This is a genomic window from Streptomyces changanensis, from assembly GCF_024600715.1.
Lineage (GTDB): Bacteria > Actinomycetota > Actinomycetes > Streptomycetales > Streptomycetaceae > Streptomyces > Streptomyces changanensis.
In genome coordinates this window covers 6,177,771-6,204,428 of the sequence record NZ_CP102332.1, presented here as the reverse complement: position 1 = coordinate 6,204,428, position 26,658 = coordinate 6,177,771, and the positions used below count along the sequence as shown (strand labels likewise).

Here is a 26,658-nt window from a genome sequence, read left to right as displayed (position 1 = left end):
ATTGCACCCGTTGGGACGAGCGGCGCCGGGGCCGGCGGGCGGGCCTACCGCCCGCGGACCAGGCCGTCGGCCGCGGCCCCGCGGCCGAGGACCGCGGCGCTGATCCGGTCGCGCAGCGGGACGAGGCCGGTGTCACCCGCGGCGATGGCGGCGGTCAGGTCGACGACGCGGTTGCTGCCGGTGTCGTACCACTGCGGGAGGTACTCGGCGCGGGTGACCTCCCAGCGGCGGCCGGGCGCGGCCGGCGGGGTGAAGGTGAAGCGGGCGATGGTGCCCTCGTTGCCGCGCGGGTCGTGGGCGCCCGAGTGGTCGACCATGGGGCCGGCGATCTGGTCGCCCATGCCGTAGACGATCCAGGTGCCGTTGACCTTCTCGTACGCCTGGGGGACGTGGGCGTGCGTGCCGAGGATGAGGTCGACGTCGGGGCGGCCGCCGGTGGTGGCGGCCGTGAGGGCGCGGCCGAGGGAGAGTTGCCGCCGGTCGGGGGCGGTCTGCCACTCGGTGCCCCAGTGGAGGCTGACGACGACGATGTCGGCGCCCGCCTCGCGGGCGGCGCGGGCGTCACTGAGGACGCGGCTCTCGTCGATGAGGTTGACGGACCACGGCCGGTCGGCGGGGACGGGGATGTCGTTGGTGCCGTAGGTGTAGGCGAGGTGCGCGACGTCGGCGCCGCCGGCCTTCAGGAGGGTGGGGGTGTTCGCCTCCTCGGCGGTGCGGGCGGACCCGGCGTAGCGGACGCCCGCCCGGTCGAGGTGGTCGAGGGTGCGGCGAATGCCGTCGGCGCCGTCATCGAGGGTGTGGTTGGAGGCGGTGGAGCAGGAGTCGTAGCCGGTGGCGCGCAGGGCGGCGGCGATCTCGGGCGGGGAGGTGAAGGCCGGGTAGCCGGCGAAGGGGCCGCCGTCCTCTCCGTAGACGGTCTCCATGTGGCAGATGGCCAGGTCGGCGCGGGAGATGACGGGCGCCACGCCGGCGAGCATGGGGCGGAAGTCGTAGCCGTCACCGCCCGCGTCGACGTTGGCCTGGCGGATGACCGAGTCGTGCGGCAGGACGTCGCCGGTGGCGGCGAGGGTGAACGGCCGGGTGGCGGGGCCGGGGCCGCCGGCGGAGGCGTGCACGGGCGGGGCGGGGGCGCTGGGCGGGCGGGGCTCCGTGCAGCCGGCCGCGGTCGCGGAGAGCAGGACGGTGGCCGCGACGGCCGCCGTCCGCCGGACGCGCAGTGTCATCGGTGTGCTCCCTGGGTCGGAAGGGACGGGTGAGCTCCCTGCATCCATCGAGGACATAGACACCAAGCGGTATGGCAATAGGAAAAATGTGGCACATTCACTGAATGGGGGTCATGTCCCTCCGCCGACCGTTCGCCGCACCATTCGCCGCTCGGTGCGACCGCTCGCCGCACGCCTCGGTGCGTCGCCTGTCCCCACGGCCCCCGATGCGCTCGGATACGGCTCTGGGTCCTGGAGCCGGCGGGAAGGGAAGTGAACGATGACGACGGCGACGACCACCACGGACGAGCGGGCCTTGGAGGAGCTGCAGCGGGAGCACGGCCCCGCGTTGCTGAACTACCTGCTCGGCCTCACCTACGGCGACCAGCAGCGCGCCGAGGACCTCCTCCAGGAGACGCTGGTCCGGGCGTGGCAGCATCCGGAGGCGTTCGAGGCGCCGTACGCGTCGATGCGGCCGTGGCTGTTCACCGTGGCGCGGCGGCTGGCCATCGACGCGCGGCGCTCCCGGCTGGCGCGCCCGACGGAGATCGGCGACGGGGTGCTGGCCTCCACGCCCGACCCGGCGGACGCCACCGAGTCGGCGGTGGCGGCGCTCGACGTGCGGGCGGCGGTGGCGGAGCTGAGCCCGGCCCACCGCGACGTGCTGGAGCGCATCTACTTCGACGGGCTGTCCGTCAGCGAGGCCGCGGAACGGCTCGGCATACCCGCCGGAACGGTCAAGTCGCGCTCGTACTACGCGCTGCGGGCCCTCGGGCGCTGTCTGCCGGGCTACAGCCGGGCGTTCCCCGCCACGGTGGGCGACGGCGCGACGGGGAACGGCGCGGTGGGGCGGGGCGGGCTGTCCCCCGCGGGTCGCGCCGGCGGCTGAGCCCGCCCGCCCCTGCGGGCGCACCGGATGTGTTCCTTCCCGCGCGTAACGGCACGGACGGGAACGTATGCGAAACCACACCGTCAAGTTGTGCAAAGAGCGGCCGCACGCCCCGCCTTTCGGTGGAGGCTCGTCTTTCAGGGGTGCGTGGCCGAGTTACGCGCGGAAGAACGTCCGGGAGAAGGTGGGAACGTTGCGGCCCGAGAGCACGAACGGCACCGGCGGGGGCGGTCTGGCCGTCCCGATGGATTGGCTGTGTGCCGAGTACCTGGCCGATGAGCTGCTGCGGACGGGCGGGCTGGTGGAGACCGGCTCCCTGGAGTACGTGGCGGGGCGCCGGACGCTCGCGCTGACGATCTACCTGAGCGACGGCGCGGCCCCCGAGGACCAGCTCGACGAGTGGCTGGACCGCACCTCGTACGACCATCCGTGGCAGGACTGGGTGCGCGCCCGGCTGGCCGAGCGGCGGGCGCGCGAGGGCGACGGCGAGCCGGGGGTGGTCCTGGCGCTGGAGACCTGGCGGCTGCTGGAGGAGACCCTGCTGCTCGCCGCCGACCTCGGCGCCCTGCCCGCGCCGCCCGCCACGGGGCTCGTGGTCGACGAGTCCGCGCAGGCGTGGCTGCCCTCCTGGCAGCTGGGCCTGCCACTGGGCCATCTGGCGCTGCACCTGTACTGAGCCGGACCGGCCGGGGCCGCGCGGTCCGGCCGGGGCCGGGGAGGCGCTGTTGCCCCCGGGCGTCCGTGCCGGTCATCCTGGTCGCGGCCGCCGGCCCCGCCGGCGTCCGCAGCGAGCGCGAGGACCGGACGGCTGGGGCGGGAGTGGTGGTCTGGATGGTCGCGATTCCCGTGCCGCGCGGGGTGACCGTGGGCGTCGAGGAGGAGTTCCTCCTCGTCGACGCGGTCGACGGCGCTCCCGTGGGCGGGTGCGACGACGTACTGGCCGCGGACCGGGCCCGGCCCCGGCCGGAGGGCGGCGGGGGCCGGGAGTTCCAGCGCGAGCTGCTACCGACCATGGTGGAGACCGCCACGGACGTCTGCACGGACCTCGCCCGGCTCCGTACGGAACTGGCCGCCGCGCGGGCGCGGCTGGACCGGGCGGCGCGCAAGGCGGGGCTGCGGCCGCTCGCCAGCGGTACCGCGCCCATGGCCGCCCCGGCCCGTACGGTCACGCCCACGCCGCACTACCGGCAGATGGCCCGGCTGTACGGACGGCTGACGGACGAGACCGAGACGTGCGGCTGCCACGTGCACGTCGGCGTACCGGACCGCGAGACGGCCGTCGCGGTCCTCGGCCACCTGCGGCCCTGGCTGCCGGTGCTGCTCGCGCTCTCCGCGAACTCGCCCTACCACCGGGGCGCGGACACCGGTCACGCCAGCTGGCGCACGCTCGTCCTGGCCCGCTGGCCGACCCACCAGATCCCGCCCCGCTTCACCTCCGCCGCGCACTACGACCGCACCGTCGCCGCCCTGCGCGGGACCGGCGTCCTGCCCGTCCGGGCGGCCAACGCGTACTGGCTGGCGCGCCCCTCCCACCACCTGCCGACCGTCGAGGTGCGCGTCGCGGACGTCACGCCGAGCGTCGACGAGGCGGTCCTGCAGGCCGGGCTGACCCGCGCGCTGGTCACCTCGGCCCTGGACGCCGTCGCCCGCGGCCGCCCGGCGCCGGACCCGCCCGACCACATGCTGGCCGCGGCCCTGTGGACGGCGGCCCGCCACGGGCTGCGCGGTCCGGCCGTCCACCCCGTGACCGGAGCGCGCGTCCCGGCCGCCGAGGCGGTGCGGGCGCTGCTCACCCGGGTGCGGCCGGCGCTGGAGGCGAGCGGGGACGCGCGGGAGGTGACCGCGCTGGTGGAGGCGGTGCTCGCCCACGGCACGGGCGCCGACCGGCAGCGCCGCCGCGCCGACCCCGCCACCCCGTGGACGGCGCTGTAGCACCCGACCCCGCCCGGCCCGCCCGACCCCGGCGGAGCCCGGCGGGAATGGCTCCTACGGGGCGTCGGGGTGGACGCCCGCCCGGTACTTGGGGATGCGGACGGTGACCTTCATGCCCGCGTCGACGCCCGTCTCGACGACGAGCCCGTAGTCGTCCCCGTACGCCTGGCGCAGCCGCTCGTCGACGTTGGGCAGACCGATCCCGGAGGCCCTCGGGCGTTCCCCGGCGAGGATGGCGCGCAGGACGGCGGGGTCCATGCCGACGCCGTCGTCCTCGATGGTCACGACGGCCTCGGCGCCCGCGTCCTGCGCCGCGATGGTGATCCGGCAGGTGGTGCGCGAGTCCTCCAGGCCGTGCTTGACGGCGTTCTCCACGAGCGGCTGGAGACACAGGAACGGCAGGGTGACCGGCAGCACCTCGGGGGCGATCTGCAGCGTCACCTGCAACCGGTCCCCGAAGCGGGCGCCGGCGAGGGCGAGGTACTGCTCGATGGAGCGCAGCTCGTCCGCGAGCCGCGTGAAGTCCCCGTGCCGGCGGAAGGAGTAGCGGGTGAAGTCGGCGAACTCCAGCAGCAGCTCCCGGGCCCGCTCGGGGTCGGTACGGACGAAGGACGCGATGGCGGCGAGCGAGTTGTAGACGAAGTGCGGGGAGATCTGGGCGCGCAGGGCACGGATCTCCGCCTCGATGAGCCGTGTCCGGGACAGGTCCAGCTCGGCCAGCTCCAGTTGGACGGAGACCCAGCGGGCCACCTCCGTCGCGGCGCGCACGAGGACGGCCGACTCGTGCGACCCGTAGGCGACGAGGGCGCCGGCCACGCCCTCCTCGCCGGTGAGCGGGGCGATGACCGCCCAGCGCAGGGGGCAGCCGGGGTCCTCGCACACGGCGCGCAGGCTCTGCCCGCGCCCGGTTTCGAGGACCTCGGCGACCCGCTCCATCACCTGGTCGGCGTGGTGGGCGCCGGAGCCGTCCCAGGCGAGCACGGCCGTGCGGTCGGTCAGGGCGAGGGCCTCGGTGCCGAGCAGGGGACGGAGCCTGCGGGCGGCCTTGCGGGCGGTGTCCTCCGTGAGTCCCGCCCGCAGCGGCGGCGCGGCGAGCGACGCGGTGTGCAGGGTGTGGAAGGTGGCGCGTTCGACGGGCGTGCCGAGGTCGAGGCGGTCGCGTCCGGCCCGCAGGGCGGCCAGCCGGCCGAGCGCGTAGCCGGCGGCCGTCAGCAGCGCCCCGCCGGCGGCGAGCGCGGCGAGGAGCGTCCCGGTCACCGGACGGCCCCCTCGGTCTCGGGGCGGCCGACGAGCCCTTCGGGCAGGTGCAGCCGGGCGAGGATCGCGGCGGTGCCGGGCGGGACGTGGCGGGGGGTGGCCAGCGAGACGCAGACCATGGTGACGAAGCCGAGCGGCACCGACCAGACGGCGGGCCAGGCCATCAGGGTGTGCGGCCAGCCGTCGGGGGCGAGCCCGGCGCGCGTCGCCATGACGGCGGTCAGCGCGGCGCCGCCGCCGGTGAGGAGACCGGCCACGGCTCCGGGCGGGGTGAGCCGGCGCCACCAGATGCCGAGGACGAGCAGTGGGCAGAACGACGACGCCGACACCGCGAAGGCGAGCCCCACCGCGTCGGCGACGGGCACGTTGCTGGCGACGGCGCCGAGCGCCAGCGGCACGGCCATCGCGAGCGGTGTGGCGAGGCGGAAGTGGCGTACGCCCCGGGAGGGCAGCACGTCCTGGGTGAGGACGCCCGCCACCGACATGGTCAGCCCGGAGGCCGTCGACAGGAAGGCGGCGAACGCGCCGCCCGCGAGGAGGGCGCCGAGCAGGTCGCCGGCCAGGCCGCCGACGACCCGGTCGGGCAGGACGAGCACGGCGGCGTCGGCGGCGCCGGTGAGGGCCAGTTCGGGCGCGTAGACGCGGCCGAGGGCTCCGTAGAGGGGCGGCAGCAGGTAGAACGCGCCGACCAGGCCGAGGACGACGAGGGTGGTGCGGCGGGCGGCCCGGCCGTGGGGGCTGGTGTAGAAGCGCACCGCCACGTGCGGCAGGCCCATGGTGCCGAGGAAGGTGGCGAGGATCAGGCCGTAGGTGGCGTACAGCTGCTGGCCGTCGCGGACGCCGGCGAGGGAGCGGGACCAGCCGAGCGGGTCGTCGCCGTCGGCGACCCGCTCGGGGACGTGGGCGCCGGGCGGGAAGCCCAGCGTGGTGCCGGCCTCGATGCGGTGCGTGCCGGCGGCGAGGGTGACCGGCCGCCCGTCGTGGACCACCGCGTCGACCGCGCCGGAGACGGTGACGGTCAGCGGGGCGTCGACGGCGACGCGGACGGTGTCGGCGAGGCGGACGGTGGTGTGTTCGCGCAGGACGGCGGGCGCGTCGAACCGGGCGCGCGGCGCGTCGTCGCCGATCCAGGCGGTGACGAGGAAGAGGGCGGGCACGAGGAGCGCCGTCAGCTTCAGCCAGTACTGGAACGCCTGGACGAAGGTGATGCTGCGCATGCCGCCCGCGGCGACGGCGCCCGTGACGACGACGGCGACGAGCAGACCGCCGACCCAGCCGGGCGCGCCGGTGACGATCTCCAGGGTGAGCCCCGCGCCCTGGAGCTGGGGCATCAGGTACAGCCAGCCGATACCGACGACGAAGAGGCTGGCCAGCCTCCTGACCAGGGTGGACTCCAGGCGGGCCTCGGCGAAGTCGGAGAGCGTGTACGCCCCCGAGCGGCGCAGCGGGGCGGCGACGAGCACGAGCAGGACGAGGTATCCGGCGGTGTAGCCGACCGGGTACCAGAGCATGTCGGGGCCCTGGAGGAGGACGAGCCCGGCTATGCCGAGGAAGGACGCGGCGGAGAGGTACTCGCCGCTGATGGCGGCGGCGTTGAGACCGGGGCCGACGGTCCGCGAGGCCACGTAGAAGTCGGACGTGGTGCGGGAGATGCGCAGGCCGAGGGAGCCGATGAGGACGGTGGCGAGGACGACGGCGGCGACCGCCGCCACCGCGTAGGTGTGGTTCACCGGTGTGCGTCACCTGCCTTCGACGAGGCCGGTGAAGTCGCGCTCGTTGCGCTCGGCCCGGTGCACGTACCAGCGGGCGACGAGCCACATCACGGGGTGGACGCCGACGCCGAGGGCGGCCCAGACGAACAGTCCCGGGGCCGGGGCGGCGCCGTGCGGGGCGAGCGCGCCGGGCAGCGCGAGGAGCAGCGGCAGGGAGCCGACGAGCAGGACGAGGGTGGCGAGCGCGCGCAGGGCCGCGCGGAGTTGGCTGCGCATGAGGGACCGGACGTAGGTGTGGCCGAGGGTGGTCTGCTCGCTGATCTCGGAGCGGGCGGGCGCGTGCCCCGGCGGCCGGCGTCCGGAGCGGGGCACTCCGGTGACGGTCTCGCGGCGGGGGCGCGGCGCGGGCTGCGGCTCTGGAGACATCGGTGTCCGGGGTCGGGAGTGGTGGGGCCCTGGTGGTGGGAGGGGTTCGGTCGGTGGAGTGTACGCAGACAACGGCCCGACGGGTAAGCGGATCGTCATACCGGCCGTCGGGGCGTGGCTCCCCCTCCGCGACCGGCCCCCGGGCACGGCCGCGGTCAGCCGCGGTCAGCCGCGGACGTGCCGGGCGAGGAGCTCGCGCAGTTGGCGGGCGTGGCGGCGGCTGACCGACAGCTCGGCGCTGCCCACCCGTACGGTGGTGGCGCCCCCGTCGAGCCGCAGCTCGTCGATCCGGCCGAGGGCGACCAGGTGGCTGCGGTGGATGCGGACGAAGCCGCGCGCCGCCCACCGCTCCTCCAGCGTGGACAGCGGGATGCGGACGAGGTGGCTGCCCCCGTCGGTGTGGAGGCGGGCGTAGTCGCCCTGCGCCTCGACGTACGCGATGTCGTCGACCGCGACGAAGCGGGTGACGCCCCCCAGTTCCACCGGGACGTGCTCGGCGACCGTGCCGGCGGGCGCGGGCTCGGAGAGGTCGCTGACCCGGCGGACGGCCTCCGCGAGGCGCTCCCTGCGGACCGGCTTGAGGACGTAGTCGACCGCCTTCAGGTCGAACGCCTGCACCGCGAAGCCCTCGTGGGCGGTGACGAACACGACGAGCGGCGGCCGGGCGAAGCCCGCGAGGAGCCGCGCCACGTCGAGGCCGGTCAGCCCCGCCATGTGGATGTCGAGGAAGACGACGTCGATGGCGTCGGGTCCGTCGGGGCCCGCCTCCAGGGCGCGGCCGATGCGCCGCAGCGCCTCCGTCGCGTCGGTGGCGCCCTCGGCGCTGCGGACGCGGGGGTCGGAGCGCAGCAGGTACAGCAGCTCCTCCAGGGCGGGCTTCTCGTCGTCGACGGCCAGTACGCGCAGCATGGGGCGGAGTGTAGGCGGGCGCCCGTTGAGCGAGAAGCGGCCGCGGTACGTACGGGTCGGCGCGGGGGCGGGGCGGGCGAGCACGGGAGCGAGGGGCGATGGCACGGCCGGAGCGGCACGACGCGGTGGGCGCCTTCGCGTTGGGCGCGTTGGAGCCGTACGACGCGCTGTGCTGCGCCGAGCACCTCACGCGGTGCGGGGCGTGCGCGGCGCGGCTGGCGGAGTTCGCCGAGGTGGCGCGGGCCCTGGCCCAGCTGACCGGCCGCGCGCCACTGGCCCCGCCGCCGCGCCGGGCGGCGCCCCGCGGCGCCCGGCCCGCAGCCGCGCGGTCGGTGGGCGTACGGCTGGTGGTGCTCCGCCCGCGCGGCGGACGGTCACGCGCGTGGCGCCCCACCACGTGGGGTGCGCCGGGCCGCCACGTGCGACGGTGGCTGGTGCGCGGCCGGGCCCCCGGGGCCTGACGGTCGGCACGACGGGCACGGGACGGCGGGCGGGCGCGGCACGGCGGGCGGCCGGCGCGGAGGTACGGCGGGCGGGTGGGCGCGGTACGGCGGGCGGCGCTCCCGTACGGCGGCAAGGCGGGCGGGCGGCGGGCGCGGCGGTAGGGCGGGTGGGCGCGGTACGGCGGGCGGCGCTCCCGTACGGCGGGCAAGGCGGGCGGGCGGCTACGGCGGGAGGCGCGGGCCGGTACGGGCAGGGCGGGCGCGGCACGGCGGGCGGCGGGCGCGGTACGGCACGGCGTGTGGCCGCTGTGGGGTGGTGGTACGGCGGACGGTGGCGGCGCCGGGCGGGTTGCGGGGCGCCCGCGGCGGACCGTGCCCCGCCGGGGGCCCGGGCCGGGTGCCGGGGGTTGCAGGTGGCGGGGAGGCGGGTGCCGGGGGCGCGGGGGCCCGGACGCGCGGTGGCGGCGGCTCGGGCGGCCTACTTCAGCAGGCGGGACAGGCGGCGGTCGGCCAGGGGCTTGCCACCCGTCTGGCAGGTCGGGCAGTACTGGAGCGAGGAGTCGCTGAACGAGACCTCGCGGATGGTGTCGCCGCACACCGGACAGGGCTCGCCGGTCCTCCCGTGCACGCGCAGCCCGCTCTTCTTCTCCGCCTTGAGCCTGCCCGCCTCGATGCCGCGGGAGCGGGTGACGGCGTCGGCGAGGGTGGTGCGCAGCGCCTCGTAGAGCGTGGTGACGTCGTCGTCGGTGAGGTGGTGGACCGGCTTGAAGGGCGACATGCGGGCGGCGTGCAGGATCTCGTCGCTGTAGGCGTTGCCGATGCCCGCCACGAGGCCCTGGTCGCGGAGGGCGCCCTTGACCTGCCGCCGCTCCCCCGCCAGGAGCGCGGCGAACGCGTCGCGGTCGAAGTCCCCGGCGAGCGGGTCGGGGCCGAGCCGGGCGACGCCGGGCACCTCGGCGGGGTCGCGGACGAGGTGCACGGCCAGCCGCTTGGTGGTGCCCGCTTCGGTCAGGTCGAAGCCGTCGCCGCCGCTCAGCGCGACGCGCAGCGCGAGCGGCCCCTTGCCCGGGCGGGGCGGGATGGTCGGCAGGTCGTCCCGCCACTGGAGCCAGCCGGCACGGGCGAGGTGGACGAGGAGGTGCAGGCCGCCCGCGGTGACGTCGAGGTACTTGCCGTGCCGGCCGACGGCGGTGACGGTGGCGCCGTCGAGGGCGTCGAGCGGCGGGTCGTACGTCTTCAGCACGCTGATCGCGACGGGCCGGACGCGGGCGATCTCCTTGCCGACCAGGTGGACGTCGAGGAACTCGCGGAGCGCTTCGACCTCGGGCAGTTCGGGCATGGTCCCAGCCTGCCGCAGGAGGGTGCGGCGCGCCTCACCGGACGCTCCGCGGGTGCACGGCCGACCCCGGCTCCGGCTCTCCCCTTCCCGGCACCCCCGGCCCCGGCACCCCGTCCCGGCACCTCCGGCCCGGGTGCTCACGCCCCCGGCCCCCGGCCCCCGTCCCGGGAACCCCCGTTCCCGACGCCCCGGCCCCGGCGCTCCCCCGCGCCGTCCCCGTTCCGGCGTCAGCCCTCCCTGGGCTGCCACGTCCCCGATCGGCGTCGCCCCGCCGTCCCCGGGTCCCGCCGCGCGCCGCCGCCGTCGCCGAACCGCTCCGGCAGGGCGAACTCGCACCAGACGCACTTCCCGCCGCCCCGCGACTCGACGCCCCACACGTCCGCCAGCTGGTCCACGAGCAGCAGGCCGCGGCCCGACACGCCCTCCGCACCGGTGTCCCGGCGGCGGGGCAGGGCGCTGGAGCGGTCCTCGACCTCGACGCGGAGCCGCCGCTCGGGGCCGGTGAGCATCCGCAGGGTGACGATGGCGCCGCCGTCGGTGTGCAGCAGGGCGTTGGTGACCAGTTCGTCGGCGGCCAGCTGGATCTCGTCGGCCCGCTCCCGGCCGCCCCAGGCGCGTACGGCGGCGTGGATCATGTGGCGGGCTGAGCGCAGCGCCTCGGGGTCGTTCTGGGCGACGTGCTGCTGGAGCCTGCCGCCGCTCTGCGGGGTGTAGCCGCCGCGGCGGCGCAGCAGCAGGATCGCCACGTCGTCGTCGCCGCCGCGCTCGTCGACCACGTCGCACAGGAGGTCGGCGAGGTTCTGGAGGTCGGCGGGCCCGTTGCGGACGAGGGCGGTGAGCCACTGCATGCCCTCGTCCAGGTCGGATCCGGGCTGCTCGACCAGGCCATCGGTGTACAGCACGAGGGTCTGCCCCGGGTCCAGTTCGATGACGCTCACGGGGTAGTCGAGCGCGCCGAACTCGGCGGACAGCCCCAGCGGCAGGGCACCCTGCACCGGCACCCGGCGGCAGCTGCCGTCGGCGTCCCTCAGCAGCGGGTCGACGTGACCCGCCCGTACGGCCTGCACGACGCCGGTGGCGAGGTCGACCTCCATGTAGGTGCAGGTGGCGAACCGGTCGGTGTCCAGGTCGCGGAGGAAGACCGAGGCGCGCGCCATGACGGTGGCCGGGGTGTGGCCCTCGGCGGCGTACGCGCGCAGGACGATGCGCAGCTGGCCCATGACGGCCGCCGCGTGCGTGTCGTGCCCCTGGACGTCGCCGATGACCGCGCCGACGCGGCCGCCGGGCAGCGGGATGACGTCGTACCAGTCGCCCCCGACGTCGCGGCCCAGGCGCGCTGCGCGGTAGCGGACGGCCACCTGCGCGCCGGGGATCTCCGGGATGCGCCGCGGGAGCATGGCCTGCTGGAGGCCCTCGGCGAGGTCGTGCTCCTGCTCGAAGAGCATGGCGCGCTGGAGGCTCTGGGCGATGCTGCTGCCAAGGGCGACGAGGACGTTGCGCTCGTCGGGCGTGAAGCCGTTCTTGTCGCTGTACAGCAGCCCCATGGCGCCGATCGGGCGGGCCTGGGCGATGAGCGGCAGGTACGCGGCGGACGTGATGCCGAGGTGGGTGATGTGGGGCCAGAGGACCGGGTACGAGGTGGCGAAGTCCTCGGGTGACTCGATGAAGCGGGGGGCGAGGGTCCGGACGACCTCGCTCATGGGGTACTCCTCGTCCACGCGCGTGTAGCGGGTGCCGGGGACGAAGGAGTCCTCGGGGCCGTCGGCGACGAGGTGGATGCGGCCGGCCTCCAGCAGGCCCATGACGACGCTGGTCGCGCCGAGGTGTTCCAGCCCCTGGGAGTCCTTGAGCACGTCGATGACGTCCTGGACGGTGCGGGCGTGGGCGAGCGCGGCGGTGGTGGACTCGACGACGCTGGTCTGGCGGCGGCGCTCGGCGTCGACCTCCAGCCGGGTGGTCGACTCGGCGAGCTCCTGTGTGGCGTCGCGGACGATGCCGATGATGCGGTGGGGCCGCCCGTTCGCGTCGCGCCGGATGAACCCCTGGGTGTGGGTCCAGCGCAGTCCGCCCTCGCGCGTGCGGATGCGGAAGTAGGCGCCGTAGTGGCTGCTGCCGTTCTTCAGGGCCTGCGCGACCATGCCGTCGAGGCGGACGGACTCGCTGGGCGGGACCCGCCGGCCGAGGCTCTCCGGTCTGCCGTCGTATTCGGCGGGGTCCGTCTGGAACACGTCGAGGGCGACCTCGTCCATGTGCATCAGACCGGTGTCGAGGTCCCAGTCGAAGCTGCCCATGCGGTTGAGGGACAGGCTCAGATCCGGGTGGGCGGGCCAGTCCTCGGGAAGCGACAGGGCATCCGCTGCCGGATCAACCATGGAGCCACTCTGCCATCATTTGTCGGTTTTATCGACCTCAGCGGAAGCCCGGGGCGGAGGGATCGTTCCTCCTGTTCCCGGCCGGTCGGCGGAGCCGGGACCCCACCTCAGTACGGCCCGTCGAGGACGTCGGGGCCAGACGGCGCGTCGGTCGGTCCCGCCTCGGGCTGCGGCGCGTCGGGCGGCACGTCCGGTGACACCTCCGGCACCTCGCCGACCCCGTCACCCGCCTCGTCGGGCGGGGCCTCCCCGTCGGGTGTGAAGCCGTCCGGCTCCGGGGCGTCGGGCACCGTACCGTCCGGTGGCGCGTCACCCTCACCGGCCGGCGGCGGGGGCGCCTCCGGGGTCCCGGGCGCCTCGGGCGCCTCAGGCGCGACCGGCGCCGGCGGGACAAACGGCCGTACGCCGGCCTCCGGCGACGTCCCGTCCGGCGCCGCGCCCTCCGGCACGGTGCCGTCGGACGGTGGGCCGTCGGCGACGTGGCGCTCGCGCGGCTCGTACGCCGGGGGCGTCTCGGGCTCGCGGTCACGCTCGCCGCGACTGCCGGTCGGGCGTTCGAGCCAGGTGTCGTTGAGGACGTTCACCAGGACGAGCCGGTCCAGGGCCTGCTGGGTGGGGCCGATGAGCACGACGCGGTCGGCGCGGTACCCGGGCCACGCCTGTCCGCGGTGGGCCGTCGGGCGCCGCGGGTCGGCCGGTGTGCGCAGCGGGTTGCCGCAGGCGCAGCGCACGCGGGGCGCCCCGTACCGGTCCACCAGCACGGCGCTGCCCGTCTGGAGCACGGCCTCGTACGGTACGGCCACGCCGTCCCGGTACCCGTGGCCGGTCACGCGGGTGTCGGCGCGCAGCATGACCGGCGTCAGGTCGCGCAGCCAGGTGCCGAGGCCGGCCGGTGTGACCCCGGCCGCCTGGGCGAAGGCGCGGGCCTTGGCCTTGTCGGCGGTGAGGAAGCGCGTCTGCTGCTCGACGTCGCAGCTGGGCAGCGAGTGGGTGCCCCCGTACAGACCGGGCGTCGCGCCGTCGACGGCGCGCAGCGGCTGTTCCGGGCCGGCGACCGCGGCCGAGGGACCGCCGGGGCCGCCGGGGCCGCCGGGCGTGGTGGACGCGGCGGGGGACGGCGAGCCGCCGGGGCTGACGTCCGCGGTGAGCGAGGTCGAGGCGGTGAAGGGGTCCGGGCCGGGCGCGGCGGCCTGCTGGAGGAGGGGGACGCGATCGGTGGCGAGTGGGACCCCGGGTGCGGGCGCGCCGCCGTCGTCGGCGCCGCAGCCGGCGGCGAGGAGTCCCGCGACGGCGACCGCGACGAGGGCGGCGGGTCGCCGCGGGCGCGCCGCGGGGGAACGGCGTGTGGGTGACGGCACATGCATCCCGCCCTTCCCAGGAGTCGACCGGACACGTTCCTCCATGTCTGCCGGACCGGCGGGCGGGCCGCAACCGGGGTGGGCCTCCCGTGGCCGGTCCACCCGCCACCCCCGGACTTGAACATGTTCAACCGCGACCACTAGGCTGACCCTGCTTGTTGAACACGTTCAAGTCCATGAGAGAGGGGTGGCGCGGTGACCGTCCTGGTGGACCTGGTCGTGGTCCTCGGCATGCTTGTGGTGGTCCCCCTGGGACTGCGCCTGGTGGCGGCGCCGGAGACGGCGCTCGCCTGCCGGCTGTGGCCGCTGTTCGCGGTCCCGGGCGCCGTCTCCCTGTGGTTGCCGCGCGGCGCGCCCGCCACGGCCCTCGCGGGCTGCTACGCGGCGGGCACCCTCCTCCTGGCGGTCGCCGCGACCCGCCGGCTGGCGCGGACCCGGTCCCTGGCGCCCGGCGAGGTGGCGCTGCTGACGGCCCTGGTGAGCCCGGCGGTCGCCGCGACCGCCCTGGTCGCCGAGCGCCTGGGCCACCCGCTCCTCGGGTTCGACCTGGCGATCCTCGACCTGACCGTGCCCCACTTCCACTTCGCCGGGTTCGCCGCCGCGCTCGTCGCCGGGCTGGTCCGGGCCGCCACCGGGGACCGTCCGCTGAGCGCCTTCGCGGCGCTGAGCGTCCCCCTCGGCACGCTCCTGGTCCTCCTGGGGTACTTCGTCGACGACTGGGCCGAGCTGGCGGGCGCCGTCGTTCTGACCGCCGGGATGTGGGCGGTGGGGCTGCTCACCTGGCGGGACGTGCGGGCCCGGGTCCGGGACCGGCTCACCGGCGCGCTGCTCGCCGTCTCCGCGGCCGTCCTCGTGGCGACCATGCTGCTGGCGCTGAGCTGGGCGCTCGGCGAGGCGACCGGGTGGCCGCACCCGAGCCTGGCGTGGATGGCGGCGACCCACGGCGTGGCCAACGCCCTGGGCTTCGCCCTCTGCTCGCTGCTGGCCTGGCGGCGCCTCGCCAGCGCCCCGGGACCCCAGCCCCGGACAGGTCACGACGCCCCGGGCCCCGAGCCCCGCCGCCCGGCCCGCGGCACGCACCCCCCGGCCCACCCGCCCTCCCCCGCCCCCGCCACCGCCACCGCGGCCCCGGATCCCCTGGAGGTCCCCGAATGACCCGGCTCATCCGCAGCACCGGCACCACCCCCGGCGGCCCGCCGCCCGGCCTCACCTACCCGGAGGTCGGCGCGACCGGGTTCGCCGTCCTCCCCGACGGCTACCACCACCTGCGCCACCGCGAGCCGATCGGCCGCGGCCGGGCCGCCTTCGAGGCGGCGGGCACCGCGGTCACCACCTGGCGGATGCACCGCGCGTCCGGCGCCCGGGTCCACACGGACGCGGTCCGCGCCGCGCCCGGCGTGCGCCTGCGGGTGGCGGTGGGCGCGGGTCGGTTCGCGTACGCCGTCCCGTGCGAGGTCGTCCGGACCGTGTCCGAGGAGCGGCGCGTCGGCTTCGCGTACGGCACGCTCGCCGGGCACCCCGAGTGCGGCGAGGAGGCGTTCGTCGTCGAGCTGGGCTCCGACGGGACGGTGTGGTTCGAGGTCACCGCCTTCAGCCGCCCGGCCCGTTGGTACACCCGTCTGGCGGGGCCGCTCGTACCGGTGGTCCAGCGGTGGTACGCGCGCCGCCTCGGCCGGACGCTGCGGAAGGTCACGCGCGGCTGACGCGGGAGGTCGCGCGCGGCTGACGCGGGAGGTCGCGCGCGGCTGACGCGGGAGGTCGCGCGCGGCTGATACTGGAGGGGATGGAGTGGTTCCCCTGGTTCGCCTCGTCCGACCACTGGCTGGGCCGCCTGGCCTTCCAGCGGGGCCTCGCCCTGGTCTACCTGGTGGCGTTCGTGTGCGCCGCCCTGCAGTTCCGGGCGCTCATCGGCGAGCGGGGCATGCTGCCGGTACCGGACTTCCTGCGGCGGGTGCCGGCGCGCCGGGCGCCGAGCCTCTTCCGGCTGCACTACTCGGACCGCTTCTTCGCGCTCTGCGCCTGGACCGGCGCGGCTCTCGCGCTGGCGCTGGCGGCCGGCGCGGGTGACGCGGTGCCGCTGGCCGTCGCGATGCTCCTGTGGGCGGTGCTGTGGGGGCTGTACCTGTCGATCGTCAACGTGGGCCAGACCTGGTACGGGTTCGGCTGGGAGTCCCTGCTGCTGGAGGCGGGCTTCCTGGCGGTCTTCCTCGGCAACGACCGCACCGCGCCCCCGGTCCTCCTCATGTGGCTGCTGCGCTGGCTGCTGTTCCGCGTCGAGTTCGGCGCGGGACTGATCAAACTGCGCGGCGACCGCTGCTGGCGCGACCTGACCTGCCTGTACCACCACCACGAGACGCAGCCCATGCCCGGCCCGCTCAGCTGGTTCTTCCACCACCTGCCGCGCCCGCTGCACAAGGTGGAGGCGGCGGCGAACCACGTCACGCAGTTGGCCGTCCCCGTGCTGCTGTTCACCCCGCAACCGGTGGCGACCGTCGCGGCCGGGCTCGTCGTCCTGACCCAGCTGTGGCTCGTCGCCTCCGGCAACTTCGCCTGGCTGAACTGGATCACCATCGTCCTGGCCCTCTCCGCCGTGGACGGCTCCCTCGTCGCCGCCCCGCCTCAGCTGCCCGCGCCGCCGCTCTGGTACGGCGTGCTGGTGATCGCCGTGACCGTGCTGGTCCTCGCGCTCAGCGTCCGCCCGGTGCGCAACCTCCTCTCGCGGCGCCAGGCGATGAACCGCTCCTTCGACCCCCTCCACCTCGTCAACACCTACGGCGCCTTCGGCACCGTCGGCCGCGTCCGGTACGAGATCGTGGTCGAGGGCACCGACGAGCCCACGGCCCGCGAGGGGACGGTGTGGCGGGAGTACGGGTTCCGCGGGAAGCCGGGCGACGTGCGGCGGCTGCCGCGCCAGTTCGCCCCGTACCACCTGCGGCTGGACTGGATGATGTGGTTCGCCGCGCTCTCCCCGGCGTACGCGGCCGGGTGGTTCGGCCCGTTCGTCGAGCGGCTCCTCGACGGGGACCGCGACACCCTGCGGCTGCTGCGCCACAACCCCTTCCCCGACGGCCCGCCGGCGCTGGTGCGGGCGCGCCTGTACCGCTACCGCTTCACCACCTGGCGCGAGTTGCGGACGACGGGCGCGTGGTGGCACCGCACGCTCGTGCGCGAGTACCTGCCGCCGACGCGGCTGGGGTCGCGGACGGGGAGCCGGCGCGGGCGCGCTCCGTGAAGCGCTGGTCAAAGCTGGTCGGGGAGGGCGGTGTCCGCTACCTTTCAGCGGCAGTGCGGCGGGCCGAGCGGATGCCGATGACGTTCGGCCCGCCCGTCTGCCCCCTCGGTGGCAGGCCCGTCCGGTCCGCTCTCCCGTGTCGGCGCCGGGCGGGACAGCCCCGTGCCCCCGCCGTCACGGGCGGGGGCACGGGGCTGCCGCGCTTCCGGTCCGCGGCCGCGTCGGTACCGGGCCCGGTCGACGCCGGGTGCGGCCGGTACCGGGGCCGGGACGGGTTGCCGTCGCTTGCCGGCTCGGTCGATGCCGGCTCAGTCGATGCCGGGCAGGATGTGCGGCTCCGCGAGGTCGTCCTCGTACCCCGCCAGGCGGATCGGTGCGGAGCGGGCCCACACCTCCAGGCTGCCGAGCTCATCCGACCGGGTGGACCGGGGGGACCGTTCGGGGAACCCCGCCGACGGTTCCCGCTTGGTCGTTTCTGGTGTCACCGCGCACTCCTTAGTGTCGCGAACCTATGGATCGTGTTCTGCCGTTCGGTCGCGGTGGCGCCGGTCTCCGGGGTGGGCCGCGACCTAGGTGGCAGGCCGGTCCCCAGGTCGGCCCGAGGGGTTTTCGTGGATCCCCGTCAGCCGACCGTTCGCCTCAGAGTAACCACATGAGCGCGCCTCCGCTCGATGGAACGCGTCACACCATCGACTTCCGGACAGAGCGACACGGAGTGCCCCGTTCGGGGCACTCCGTGTCGATGTCGCTCTGGGCCGTTCGGCCGGTCACCACTTGCCGGGCGCGTAGTCCTTCAGGAAGCAGCCGTACAGGTCCTCGCCGGCCTCACCGCGCACGACCGGGTCGTAGACCCGGGCGGCGCCGTCGACCAGGTCGAGCGGGGCGTGGAAGCCGGCCTCGGCGAGCCGCATCTTGTCGGGGTGCGGGCGCTCGTCGGTGATCCATCCGGTGTCGACGGCCGTCATCAGGATGCCGTCCGTCTCGAACATCTCCTGGGCGCTGGTGCGCGTCAGCATGTTGAGCGCGGCCTTCGCCATGTTGGTGTGCGGGTGGCCGGCGCCCTTGTAGCCGCGGCTGAAGACGCCCTCCATCGCCGAGACGTTCACCACGTACTTGCGGCGGGCCGGCGAGGCGGCCATCGCCGCGCGGAGGCGGCTGATCAGGATGAACGGCGCCGTGGAGTTGCACAGCTGGACCTCGAGCAGCTCGACCGGGTCGACGGCCTCGACGGTCTGGATCCAGCTGTTGACCGGCGCCAGGTCCGGCACGAGGCCGCCCGCGTCGATGGCGGTGCCCGCGGCGATCCGCTCCGGCGTCGCCGAGCCGCTGACGAGGGCCAGCTCCGTGACGTCCCGGGCGCTGAGGCCGTCGCCCCCGCGCGCCGAGGGCAGGGCGGCCACGCTGTCGACCGCGCCGCTGCCGAACGTGCCGATGACCTCGGAGGCGGGCAGCTCGCCCGCGGGCAGCGGCGCCGACTCGGCGCCGAGCAGCTCGCTGTACGCCCTGCGGGAGCGGCGGACGGTCTGGGCGGCGTTGTTGATCAGGATGTCCAGGGGGCCGGCCGCCGCGACGGAGTCGGCGAGGGCGACGACCTGCGCCGGGTCGCGCAGGTCGATCCCGACGACCTTCAGCCGGTGGATCCACTGGTCGCTGTCGGGCTGGGCCTTGAAGCGGCGGATCGCGTCGTTGGGGAACCGCGTCGTGACCGTGGTGTGCGCGCCGTCCCGCAGCAGGCGCAGTGCGATGTACATGCCGATCTTGGCGCGGCCGCCGGTGAGGAGCGCGCGGCGGCCCGTCAGGTCGGTGCGGGCGTCGCGGCGGGCCCGGTTCTCGGTCGCGCACGACGGGCACAGCTGGTGGTAGAACGCGTCGACCTGCACGTACCGGGTCTTGCAGATGTAGCAGGACCGGGGGCGCTGGAGAATGCCGGCGACCTCGCCCGCCGCGGACGAGCTGGGCAGCAGGCCCTGCGTCTCGTCGTCGATGCGCTCGGCGGAGCCGGTCGCGGTCGCCTCGGTCACCGCGCGGTCGTGGGCGGTCTTGGCGGCCCGGCGCTCCTGGCGGCGGCGCTGCTTGACCGAACGGTAGATGCCGGCCGTGGCCCGCCGCACGGTGATCGCGTCGGGGTGGTCGACGTCGAGCTCGTCCAGCTCCTCCAGCACGCTCAGGCAGACGGCCAGGCGCTCGGGGTCGATGCCCGGCCCGTACGCCTGGTTCTCTTCTGTCACCGTCATGGCCGCTGCCGTTCCTCGATCACTCGTTTGCCACGTCTCAAAAGGGGCACTCTACGGAGCCGACCGTCCCGCCGCCAAACCCGGGCCCCCCGCCGCGGTCCGTCGCGGGGGCCGGTCGAAGACGCAGTCGCCGCACAGTCCCCCACCGGGGCAGCGGTAGTACAGGCAGCAGGTGCGCCGCCGCAGCGCGGGCCCGTCGAGGACGCCGCCGAGATCGGGGTGGTCCAGCAGCCCCGCGGCCAGCTCCGCGGCGCGCCCGGCCACCTCCGGGCGACCGTGACGGCGGGCCCAACCCGTCAGCTCGCGCACGGCGCCGCCGAGCGCCGAGCCGGCGTTCCCCCACAGCAGCCGGGCGGAGACGGGCCCGGCGGCGCGCAGGGCCTCGCCGAGCGGGACCAGGTGCCCGTCCTGGACGACCTCCCGCAGCGCGGCGGGGGTACCGGGGCGGGTGGCGGTCCCGGCCCACCAGAGATCCTCGGGCGTGGAGCGCGCGGGGTCCCAGTGCAGGGAGGCGGGCGTCACGTCGGGCACGACGCCGTACAGGGCGGCGGAGCCCAGGGTCACCGACCAGAGCCGCGCCGCGAGCCCCAGCTGGGCGATGGACGCGGCGACCCGGTACTCGGGCGCCCCCAGCCGCTCGGCGACGCGCGCGACCCGGGCGACGAGCGGCGGCACCCCGCCACCGCCCTTGGGGCCGGCGGCGGGGGCGGCGGGAACCGGCGCGGTGGCCGGGACGGCCGGGGGGAGGGCGGGGGCCGCCGGGTCCCGCCGCGTGGCCGCGGTGGCGACGGGTGCCGCCGGGGCGGCGTAGGCGTCGGCGAGGGGGACGTACGTGCCGGGGGCCGGGGGCGCGGTGGGCAGGACGAAGAAGCCGCCCACGTCGCTCAGGGTCCGTAGTTCGACGGCCGTGAGCCGCCGTGCCTCCGCTGCCATCCCGTGCTCCTCCCCTGGCGTGCCGGACCGCCCGGCGGGGACCACGGTAGCGGCGCGCACCACGGCACCGTACGCCCGTACGGGACGCGGACCGCGCGACGGCCGTGCCGCGTACTCCCGTACGCGGCACGGCCGTTCTCGCTCACGTGGACCCGGCGGCCGCGTCGGGGCCGCTCGCCCCTACGGGGCCGCCGGAAACCTCACAGGGACACGCCGCCGCGGCGCAGATAGGCGAGGGGATCGACGTCGGAGCCGTATCCGGGGCCGGTGCGCACCTCGAAGTGGAGGTGCGGACCGCTGCTGTTGCCCGTGGAGCCCGAGCGGGCGATGCGCTGGCCGCTGCCGACGGTCTGCCCCTCCCGGACGGTGAGCGCGGACAGGTGGGCGTACTGGCTGTACTTGCCGTCGCCGTGCCGGATGACGACCTGGTAGCCGTACGCGCCCGCCCAGCCGGCGGAGACGACCCGGCCGGTCGCGACGGCCCTGACGGAGGTGCCGGTGGGCACCGGGAAGTCGACGCCGGTGTGGTAGCCGGAGGACCAGGCGGAGCCGGGCTTGCCGTAGGCGGTGCCCGGACTGGCGTCGACGGGGGAACTGAGCGTGCCGGTGCGGCTCTTGGCGACGACCGGCTTCGCCACGGCCTGCGGTCGGGGCTTCGCCTTGGGCTTCTGCGCCACCGGCCGGGGCGCGGGCTTCTGCGCCGTCGACTGCGGTCTCGGCCGGGGCTTCGGCCGCGCCGAGGGGGCCGCCCTGTCCGGGGCCTTCAGCGTGGGCCCGGCACCCCGCGCCGTGGGCTTCGTGCTCGGCGCCTCGGGCTTGCTGCCTGCCCGCGCCGACGGTTCGGTCCGCGTACCGCCCGGCGCGCCGCGCAGCGCCAGCCGCTGTCCGGGCATGATCAGGTCGGGGTCGTCCCCTATGACCGCGCGGTTCTGCGCGTACAGCCGCTGCCACCCGCCCTGGACGCGCTTCTGCGCGGCGATCCGCGACAGGGTGTCGCCGCGCGCGACCGTGTAGCTCTCGCGGCGCTGGTTCGGGATCGTGGTCGGTGTGGCGGCGAGCCGGTCGCGGCGGTCGGCGCGGCCGTCGGGGGTGACGTCGGGCTTCTCGCCGCCGCGCGTGAGCCCGGCCCGCTGGGAGCAGGTCGGCCAGGCGCGGGGGCCCTGTCCCTTGAGCACCTTCTCGGCGACGGCGATCTGCTGGTCCTTGGTGGCCAGGTCGGCACGGGGGGCGTAGCGGGTCCCGCCGTACGCCTGCCAGGTGGACTGGCTGAATTGGAGCCCGCCGTAGTAGCCGTTGCCGGTGTTGACCTGCCAGCGGTTGGTGGACTCGCAGGCGGCGACCTTCTCCCAGACGTCGACCGACGCGGCGTGTGCCGTGCCCGCGCCGATCAGCGGCAGCGCGATGCCCGCGCTGCCGACCGCGGTCAGTGAAGCGCGGTTGAGACGGCTCGGCTGGTGCCGGCGGTGTCGTCCCCGTACGGCCATGGGTGGTTCCCCCCTTGCACAGGTCAGCAGCCGCCCAAGCTAGGGGCGCGCGGCAAGCCGTGGCAAGGGGGCGCACAGGGCGCATGGGGCGCGGGCTGTCTCTCAAGTGGCCTCGTGGCACTACGGCGAGACGGACCGTCAGCACAGGGGCCCGTCCGGCCGTACGCCGACACCCGCACGTCGCGTACGTGCACCGCTCCCGTGGTGGGGTCACACGGGGGGGCGGCGGCGCCGGGCGGACCGTCACGCGCGGGACGGGTCCCGGCAGCGCGTCGGCGGCCCGGTCACGGGCGGGAGAGGGGTCCGGGGCCCGGGTCGGGCGACGGCACCGGGTCGGGGCCGGGGGGCTGGGGCACCGGGTCGGGCGTCGGGACCGGCCCGGGCGCCGGATGCGGCGGCGGGGTCGGTACGGGCCCGGGGCCGGGTGGCTCCGGTGCGGGCCCGGGCTGCGGTGCGGGCGCCGGGTCCGGCATGGGCGGCACGGGGTCGGGTCGGGGCTCGGTCATGGCCTCCCCCAGGGGGTCGTCGTCGCTCCCGGTCGGGGTTCTCGTGCTGCGCGTTCCCCCGCACGGCCGGACCATGCACGTCCGCCACGTCCCGGCCACGCGCCCGGCAGGTCCCGGCCACGCGCACGCTACGTGGTCACGCACCCGCCATGCCCGGGCCGCGCACCCGCCACGTCCCGGTCACGCGCCTGGCAGGTCCCGGCCACGCGCCGCCACGTCCCGGCCACGCGCCCGGCCCGTGGGCTGGGCGCCCACGCCGCGCGCCAGCCCTGTCGATCGGTCGACTGTCCGCGGCCGGCTGACCGATCGATCGGCTGTCCGTCCGGCCGGTCGCCTGGCCGCTCGGGCCCGGTCGGCTGCCGCCGGCTGTCCGGCCTGTCGGCCGGGCCGGGGCCCACCTGTCGCGGTGGGTCAGACCCGGGCGGCCGGTACGGCGTGGGGGCTGCGCGCGGTGTCCGTGCCCGGGACCGGGGCGGAGGCGTCGGAGCCGAGCTCGACGATGCGGTTCGCGGCGTCGACGTGGACGACGCGCGGCACCAGGGTCCGGGCCTCGGCGTCGTCGACCTGGGCGTAGCTGATGAGGATGACCAGGTCGCCGGGGTGCACCAGGTGCGCGGCGGCGCCGTTGATCCCGATGACACCGGAACCGCGCTCGCCCTCGATGACGTACGTCTCCAGGCGGGCGCCGTTGTCGATGTCGACGATGTGGACGAGCTCGCCGGGGAGGAGGTCGGCGGCGTCCATGAGGTCCGCGTCGATCGTGACGGAGCCGACGTAGTGCAGGTCGGCCTGGGTCACGGTCGCCCGGTGGATCTTGGACTTGAACATGGTGCGCATCATCGAGGTACTCCCGGACATAGGCTCCCTGCCTGCGTTCTTGCAGGTCAAGGGCGGTTTTCCTACCTTACAACGAGTCGCGTGTCGGGGCAGTGTCCCAGGTCTCTCAGGACTGACGCTGACCACTTGCCGACTGTTCGAACGCGTCGTGACGCGACTACACGGGAGAGCTGCGCCCGCCTTCCGGACCGCGACGACTGCACAAGCCTACGCAGCACCCCCGAAGGACGTCCGTGATGACTGTCACTCCGGCGGCCTGGGCGGCGGTCAGGAGCGCGGGCGGTCGGCCGAGGGCCGGCTACGCACCGCTATGGGGCAGCGGGCCCGGGCCCCTTCCACGTCGCCGCCATGACCATGGCTCGTCCGGTGACTCCCGGCGCGCCGGTCGGCCACCGGCGATTCCCTGACGGAGGCACGGGGCGAATGTCGGCGACAAGGGGAATCCAGCCGAAGCGAAGCGCGACAGTACGCCGCGATGGCCGACGCGTGCGTGCCCGGACCCGAGGTCCTGCACGCCCACCGGCAACACCACACAGCGCCTCCTGCCTCGCGATTCGTCGAATGCGCGTCGAAGGCAACAGAGTTGGGCGCCGATGATTGACAGATGGGAACCCCATGGGGACTCTACCTGTTGCAAGAGCATGGGAACGCTCCCAGAAGCGCGGCGCACGACGAGGGGAGGAAAGGCACCTCGCGGCGCTTCCGCGGTCTTCCCACCCCCCATCCGATGGGCAGGCAGGCGGGGCGAAGGGTTGCATCCGTGCGATTCACGGGTCGCCGGTGTCCACGGGCTCACCGTGTCTCCGCCGGCGAGGCCAGATCACATCGGTCATCACCACGGTCCCTTCCACACGCATGACCGGAGCGTCCTCCACCGTGCGCGACACCGACGTGACCAGCCCCACCACCTCGGTCGGCGTCACCGCCGCGGCGATCCCCGACGCCCCTCCCGACACCTACCCGAGCAGCGCTCCGCATCCCCCCACCAGGAGTCTTCATGACCATGCAACGGCGTTGTTTCCTGACCCTGAGCGCAGCCGGAGCAGCGGGCGTAGGCATGTCCCTGCTCGGCACGGGACATGCAGGTGCCACCGCGAGGGCCGGCGCCCCGACCCAGCGGTTCGCGGTCGGCGTGCGCCAGTACGCCTGGAGCCGCGGCAGCCGCCGGTGGACCACCTACGTCTACTACCCCGCCACCGGCGCCCCCGGTGGCTCCCCGGTCGCCAACGCCCCCGTCGCCCGGGGCGTCTTCCCGGTCTGCGAGTTCATGCACGGCTTCAGCAGCAGCCCGCAGAAGTCCCTGGCGGTGATCCGCCCTCTGGCCGAGGCGGGCTTCATCGTCCCCGCCCCCCACTTCGCCCACCTCAACGGCGGGGACGTCCACAACGGCAACCAGTCCAAGGACGTCTCCGAGGTCATCACCCGGACCCTGGCGCTGAACACGGCCGGGGACCCGCTGGCCGGCCACGTCAACACAGCGGTCGGAGTCGGCGTCTCCGGCCACTCGATGGGCGGCATGACCACCCATGGCCTGCTCACGGCCTGGCCGGACGCGCGGATCACCGCGGCGATCCCCATGTCGTGCGTGGACATGGGGAACCCGAGCCCGTCGGTCCGCGCCAAGGTCCTGTTCGTGCACGGCGACCGGGACGGCACCTGCCCGATCTCCTCCGCCCGTCAGGCCTATCGGGAACTGCCCGCCGCCAAGGCGTTCCTCACCTTCCGCGGCGCCGGCCACAGTGACTACTTCGGCGACTCCCGGACCGTCACCACATCCGTGGACTGGATGCGATGGAGCCTGTACGGCGACGACGCGGCCCGCGACCGCCTTCGCGCCGGCGCCACCTCCAGCACCACCACCTGGGAATCCGTGCTGGGCTGAGGAACGACCACGCATGGCCTGAGCGCGCGCGTTTCCCCTGATCGCGGCGCATCCGGGGCCGTGCAGGAGACGTGACCGCCCGCGGACTTACAACAGCGTGGCGCCCGGCCCTCGCTCGCAACAGAAGGTGCTTCACCGCTCCGATCACTTCCCGGAAGCGTGCGAGGTCTGCCGCGGCGTCCCGGACTGTGTACGTTCCCAGGATCTTGGGCGCGTGACCCGCGCCCCCGAACACCCGCCGGCCCCGGCCGCACGCACTCGGACCGACATGTCCACTCGGGGCCCGACACCCTCGAGAGAGGAAGAGAGGAAAGCGCATGGTTTCACCGGCAGAGAAGATCAGAGCCATGTTCCTTGCCGTCCTGTTGACGATTGCCGCATCTGCGTACGGTGCGGCGAATCAGGCATCGGCCGCCGACACCGTGGCACGGTCAAGCGCCTCGCAGATCGTGGCCGACATGGGCGCGGGCTGGAATCTGGGCAACCAGCTCGAAGCAACCACCAACGGATACCCCAGCGAAACGGCATGGGGCCAGCCGACCGTGACACAAGCCCTGATCGACAAAGTGCGGGCTGCCGGATTCAAAACGATCCGCATCCCCGTCTCCTACTTGGGACACATAGGACCCGGCCCGAATCACACGATTGACCCCTCCTGGCTGAACAGGATCCAACAGGTCGTCGACTACGGCTACAACAGGGGCCTGCATGTGATCATCAACATGCACGGCGACGGCTACAAGACCGTCAACGGTTCCTGGCTGATCTGCGACGCCCCCTCCCAAGCGGGGATCAAGGCCAAGTACCAGAAAACCTGGCAGCAGATCGCGAACAGGTTCAAGGACTACGACCAGCGCCTGATCCTGGAGTCCATGAACGAGGAGTTCGACGGGCAGTTCGGCCGCCCGACCCAACCGTGCTACTCGAACATCAACAGTTACAACCAGATCTTCGTGGACACCGTACGGAAGTCCGGTGGACACAACAGTTCCAGGTGGCTGCTCGTTCCCGGCTGGAACACCAACATCGATTACACCGCCGGGAATTACGGCTTCGCGGTCCCGTCCGACCAGTATCGGTCCCCTTCCATTCCCGCCGGTGAGCGGCGGATCATGATCTCCGTTCATCACTACAGCCCCTGGGACTTCGCCGGAGAGGAAACCGGCACCATCACACAGTGGGGGCGAGCCGCGACCAATCCGTCGAGAACGTCGTCCTGGGGACAGGAGGCCTATCTGGATTCGCAACTGAAAAAGATGTACGAAACATTCGTCACGAAGGGCTATCCGGTGGTCGTCGGCGAATACGGCGCGATCGACAAGTCATCGTTCGATTCATCGAACAACAGGTACCGCGCGGACTTCGCACGGGCCGTGGCGGCGACTGCCAAGAAGTACGGGGCAGCCCCCGTGTACTGGGACAATGGGGCGACTGAGCGGTACGGGTTCGGGCTGTTCGACCGGCGGTCCCTCACGGTGACTCAGCAGGGCATCATCGATGCCATCATGAGCGGCGTCGGCGCCCGTGTCGCCGGCTCGGCCCTTCCGTCGGGCGCGTAGCAGGACCGGGGACTCGACGGCGAGTACGCACCTCGCTGGGCGCGCGGTTCGGCCGGGGCGAGGAGACACACGCTGTGCGCTCTCACCAAGCCGCGCGCCGACCCCAGTATCACGTCTGCCGAGCGACAACACGGCGAGGGCGGACCGTCCCG

The 26,658-nt window shown here is 74.9% G+C and carries 22 protein-coding genes; 9 read left to right on the top strand and 13 right to left on the bottom strand.

All coding sequences use genetic code 11. The features are described from left to right. Nucleotides 1-44: 44 nt before the first annotated feature. Nucleotides 45-1,223, bottom strand: coding sequence for a CapA family protein (locus NRO40_RS27155; protein ID WP_058943902.1), 1,179 nt, complete (start codon nucleotides 1,221-1,223; stop codon nucleotides 45-47). Between the two features lie 259 nt (nucleotides 1,224-1,482). Here NRO40_RS27155 and NRO40_RS27150 point away from each other — a divergent pair, with 259 nt between their 5' ends. The 3 genes from NRO40_RS27150 to NRO40_RS27140 all read left to right on the top strand — a co-directional run bounded on the left by NRO40_RS27150 (nucleotide 1,483) and on the right by NRO40_RS27140 (nucleotide 4,023). Next, the gene (locus NRO40_RS27150) at nucleotides 1,483-2,091 is read left to right on the top strand and encodes a sigma-70 family RNA polymerase sigma factor (RefSeq protein ID WP_058943903.1); all 609 of its coding nucleotides are present in this window, start codon (nucleotides 1,483-1,485) and stop codon (nucleotides 2,089-2,091) included. Nucleotides 2,092-2,284: 193 nt separating this feature from the next. Continuing rightward, entirely contained in the window at nucleotides 2,285-2,767 is a 483-nt protein-coding gene (locus NRO40_RS27145; protein ID WP_058943904.1) for a hypothetical protein, read from the top strand. Between the two features lie 155 nt (nucleotides 2,768-2,922). After that, nucleotides 2,923-4,023, top strand: a complete 1,101-nt coding sequence (locus NRO40_RS27140; protein WP_058943912.1) for a carboxylate-amine ligase — start codon at nucleotides 2,923-2,925, stop codon at nucleotides 4,021-4,023. A 54-nt stretch (nucleotides 4,024-4,077) separates the two neighbouring features. Here NRO40_RS27140 and NRO40_RS27135 read toward each other — a convergent pair whose 3' ends face one another. The 4 genes from NRO40_RS27135 to NRO40_RS27120 all read right to left on the bottom strand — a co-directional run bounded on the left by NRO40_RS27135 (nucleotide 4,078) and on the right by NRO40_RS27120 (nucleotide 8,327). Further along, nucleotides 4,078-5,280, bottom strand: coding sequence for a sensor histidine kinase (locus NRO40_RS27135; RefSeq protein WP_058943905.1), 1,203 nt, complete (start codon nucleotides 5,278-5,280; stop codon nucleotides 4,078-4,080). Next, the gene (locus tag NRO40_RS27130) at nucleotides 5,277-7,010 is read right to left on the bottom strand and encodes a sodium/solute symporter (RefSeq protein WP_058943906.1); all 1,734 of its coding nucleotides are present in this window, start codon (nucleotides 7,008-7,010) and stop codon (nucleotides 5,277-5,279) included. The genes NRO40_RS27135 and NRO40_RS27130 overlap by 4 nt, the downstream gene beginning before the upstream one ends. 9 nt (nucleotides 7,011-7,019) lie before the next feature. Continuing rightward, entirely contained in the window at nucleotides 7,020-7,418 is a 399-nt protein-coding gene (locus tag NRO40_RS27125; RefSeq protein WP_058943907.1) for a hypothetical protein, read from the bottom strand. A 165-nt stretch (nucleotides 7,419-7,583) separates the two neighbouring features. Further along, nucleotides 7,584-8,327, bottom strand: a complete 744-nt coding sequence (locus NRO40_RS27120; RefSeq protein WP_058943908.1) for a LytR/AlgR family response regulator transcription factor — start codon at nucleotides 8,325-8,327, stop codon at nucleotides 7,584-7,586. 98 nt (nucleotides 8,328-8,425) lie between these two features. Here NRO40_RS27120 and NRO40_RS27115 point away from each other — a divergent pair, with 98 nt between their 5' ends. Further along, nucleotides 8,426-8,788 carry an anti-sigma factor gene (locus NRO40_RS27115; protein ID WP_058943909.1) on the top strand — a complete coding sequence of 121 codons (363 nt, stop codon included), beginning with the start codon at nucleotides 8,426-8,428 and terminating at the stop codon, nucleotides 8,786-8,788. A gap of 460 nt (nucleotides 8,789-9,248) precedes the next feature. Here the strand turns inward: NRO40_RS27115 and NRO40_RS27110 are convergent, their stop codons facing one another. The 3 genes from NRO40_RS27110 to NRO40_RS27100 all read right to left on the bottom strand — a co-directional run bounded on the left by NRO40_RS27110 (nucleotide 9,249) and on the right by NRO40_RS27100 (nucleotide 13,845). Beyond that, nucleotides 9,249-10,109: an Fpg/Nei family DNA glycosylase gene (locus NRO40_RS27110; protein WP_058941131.1), complete on the bottom strand. Its 861-nt coding sequence runs from the start codon at nucleotides 10,107-10,109 to the stop codon at nucleotides 9,249-9,251. Between the two features lie 227 nt (nucleotides 10,110-10,336). Beyond that, the gene (locus NRO40_RS27105) at nucleotides 10,337-12,481 is read right to left on the bottom strand and encodes a SpoIIE family protein phosphatase (RefSeq protein WP_079046880.1); all 2,145 of its coding nucleotides are present in this window, start codon (nucleotides 12,479-12,481) and stop codon (nucleotides 10,337-10,339) included. Nucleotides 12,482-12,588: 107 nt separating this feature from the next. Continuing rightward, complete coding sequence (locus NRO40_RS27100; protein ID WP_058941132.1) at nucleotides 12,589-13,845, bottom strand: DUF6777 domain-containing protein; 1,257 nt, start codon at nucleotides 13,843-13,845, stop codon at nucleotides 12,589-12,591. A gap of 189 nt (nucleotides 13,846-14,034) precedes the next feature. Here NRO40_RS27100 and NRO40_RS27095 point away from each other — a divergent pair, with 189 nt between their 5' ends. The 3 genes from NRO40_RS27095 to NRO40_RS27085 all read left to right on the top strand — a co-directional run bounded on the left by NRO40_RS27095 (nucleotide 14,035) and on the right by NRO40_RS27085 (nucleotide 17,071). Further along, entirely contained in the window at nucleotides 14,035-14,994 is a 960-nt protein-coding gene (locus NRO40_RS27095) for a YndJ family protein (protein ID WP_079046881.1), read from the top strand. After that, complete coding sequence (locus NRO40_RS27090) at nucleotides 14,991-15,542, top strand: DUF1990 family protein (RefSeq protein ID WP_058941133.1); 552 nt, start codon at nucleotides 14,991-14,993, stop codon at nucleotides 15,540-15,542. The genes NRO40_RS27095 and NRO40_RS27090 overlap by 4 nt, the downstream gene beginning before the upstream one ends. Before the next feature lie 80 nt (nucleotides 15,543-15,622). Beyond that, nucleotides 15,623-17,071 (top strand): lipase maturation factor family protein, encoded by a 1,449-nt coding sequence (locus tag NRO40_RS27085; protein WP_058941134.1) that lies wholly within the window; start codon nucleotides 15,623-15,625, stop codon nucleotides 17,069-17,071. Nucleotides 17,072-17,379: 308 nt separating this feature from the next. On the opposite strand, the gene NRO40_RS27080 is transcribed toward NRO40_RS27085, so the two are convergent. From NRO40_RS27080 to panD, 5 genes are all read right to left on the bottom strand, one after another. Then, nucleotides 17,380-17,556 (bottom strand): hypothetical protein, encoded by a 177-nt coding sequence (locus tag NRO40_RS27080; RefSeq protein ID WP_198549282.1) that lies wholly within the window; start codon nucleotides 17,554-17,556, stop codon nucleotides 17,380-17,382. Nucleotides 17,557-17,838: 282 nt separating this feature from the next. Next, the gene (locus NRO40_RS27075; RefSeq protein ID WP_058941135.1) at nucleotides 17,839-19,305 is read right to left on the bottom strand and encodes an SDR family NAD(P)-dependent oxidoreductase; all 1,467 of its coding nucleotides are present in this window, start codon (nucleotides 19,303-19,305) and stop codon (nucleotides 17,839-17,841) included. Nucleotides 19,306-19,356: 51 nt separating this feature from the next. Then, complete coding sequence (locus tag NRO40_RS27070) at nucleotides 19,357-20,238, bottom strand: (2Fe-2S)-binding protein (RefSeq protein WP_257375537.1); 882 nt, start codon at nucleotides 20,236-20,238, stop codon at nucleotides 19,357-19,359. 200 nt (nucleotides 20,239-20,438) lie between these two features. Further along, the gene (locus NRO40_RS27065) at nucleotides 20,439-21,722 is read right to left on the bottom strand and encodes a transglycosylase family protein (RefSeq protein ID WP_058941136.1); all 1,284 of its coding nucleotides are present in this window, start codon (nucleotides 21,720-21,722) and stop codon (nucleotides 20,439-20,441) included. A gap of 917 nt (nucleotides 21,723-22,639) precedes the next feature. Continuing rightward, on the bottom strand, nucleotides 22,640-23,068 hold the full coding sequence (gene panD / locus NRO40_RS27060) for an aspartate 1-decarboxylase (protein WP_058941137.1): 429 nt from the start codon (nucleotides 23,066-23,068) through the stop codon (nucleotides 22,640-22,642). Nucleotides 23,069-24,062: 994 nt separating this feature from the next. On the opposite strand from panD, the gene NRO40_RS27055 reads away from it, so the two are divergent. Both NRO40_RS27055 and NRO40_RS27050 read left to right on the top strand, forming a co-directional pair. Next, nucleotides 24,063-24,947, top strand: coding sequence for an alpha/beta hydrolase family protein (locus NRO40_RS27055; RefSeq protein ID WP_058941139.1), 885 nt, complete (start codon nucleotides 24,063-24,065; stop codon nucleotides 24,945-24,947). Between the two features lie 347 nt (nucleotides 24,948-25,294). Then, entirely contained in the window at nucleotides 25,295-26,506 is a 1,212-nt protein-coding gene (locus NRO40_RS27050; protein ID WP_257375536.1) for a glycoside hydrolase family 5 protein, read from the top strand. Nucleotides 26,507-26,658: the final 152 nt, after the last annotated feature.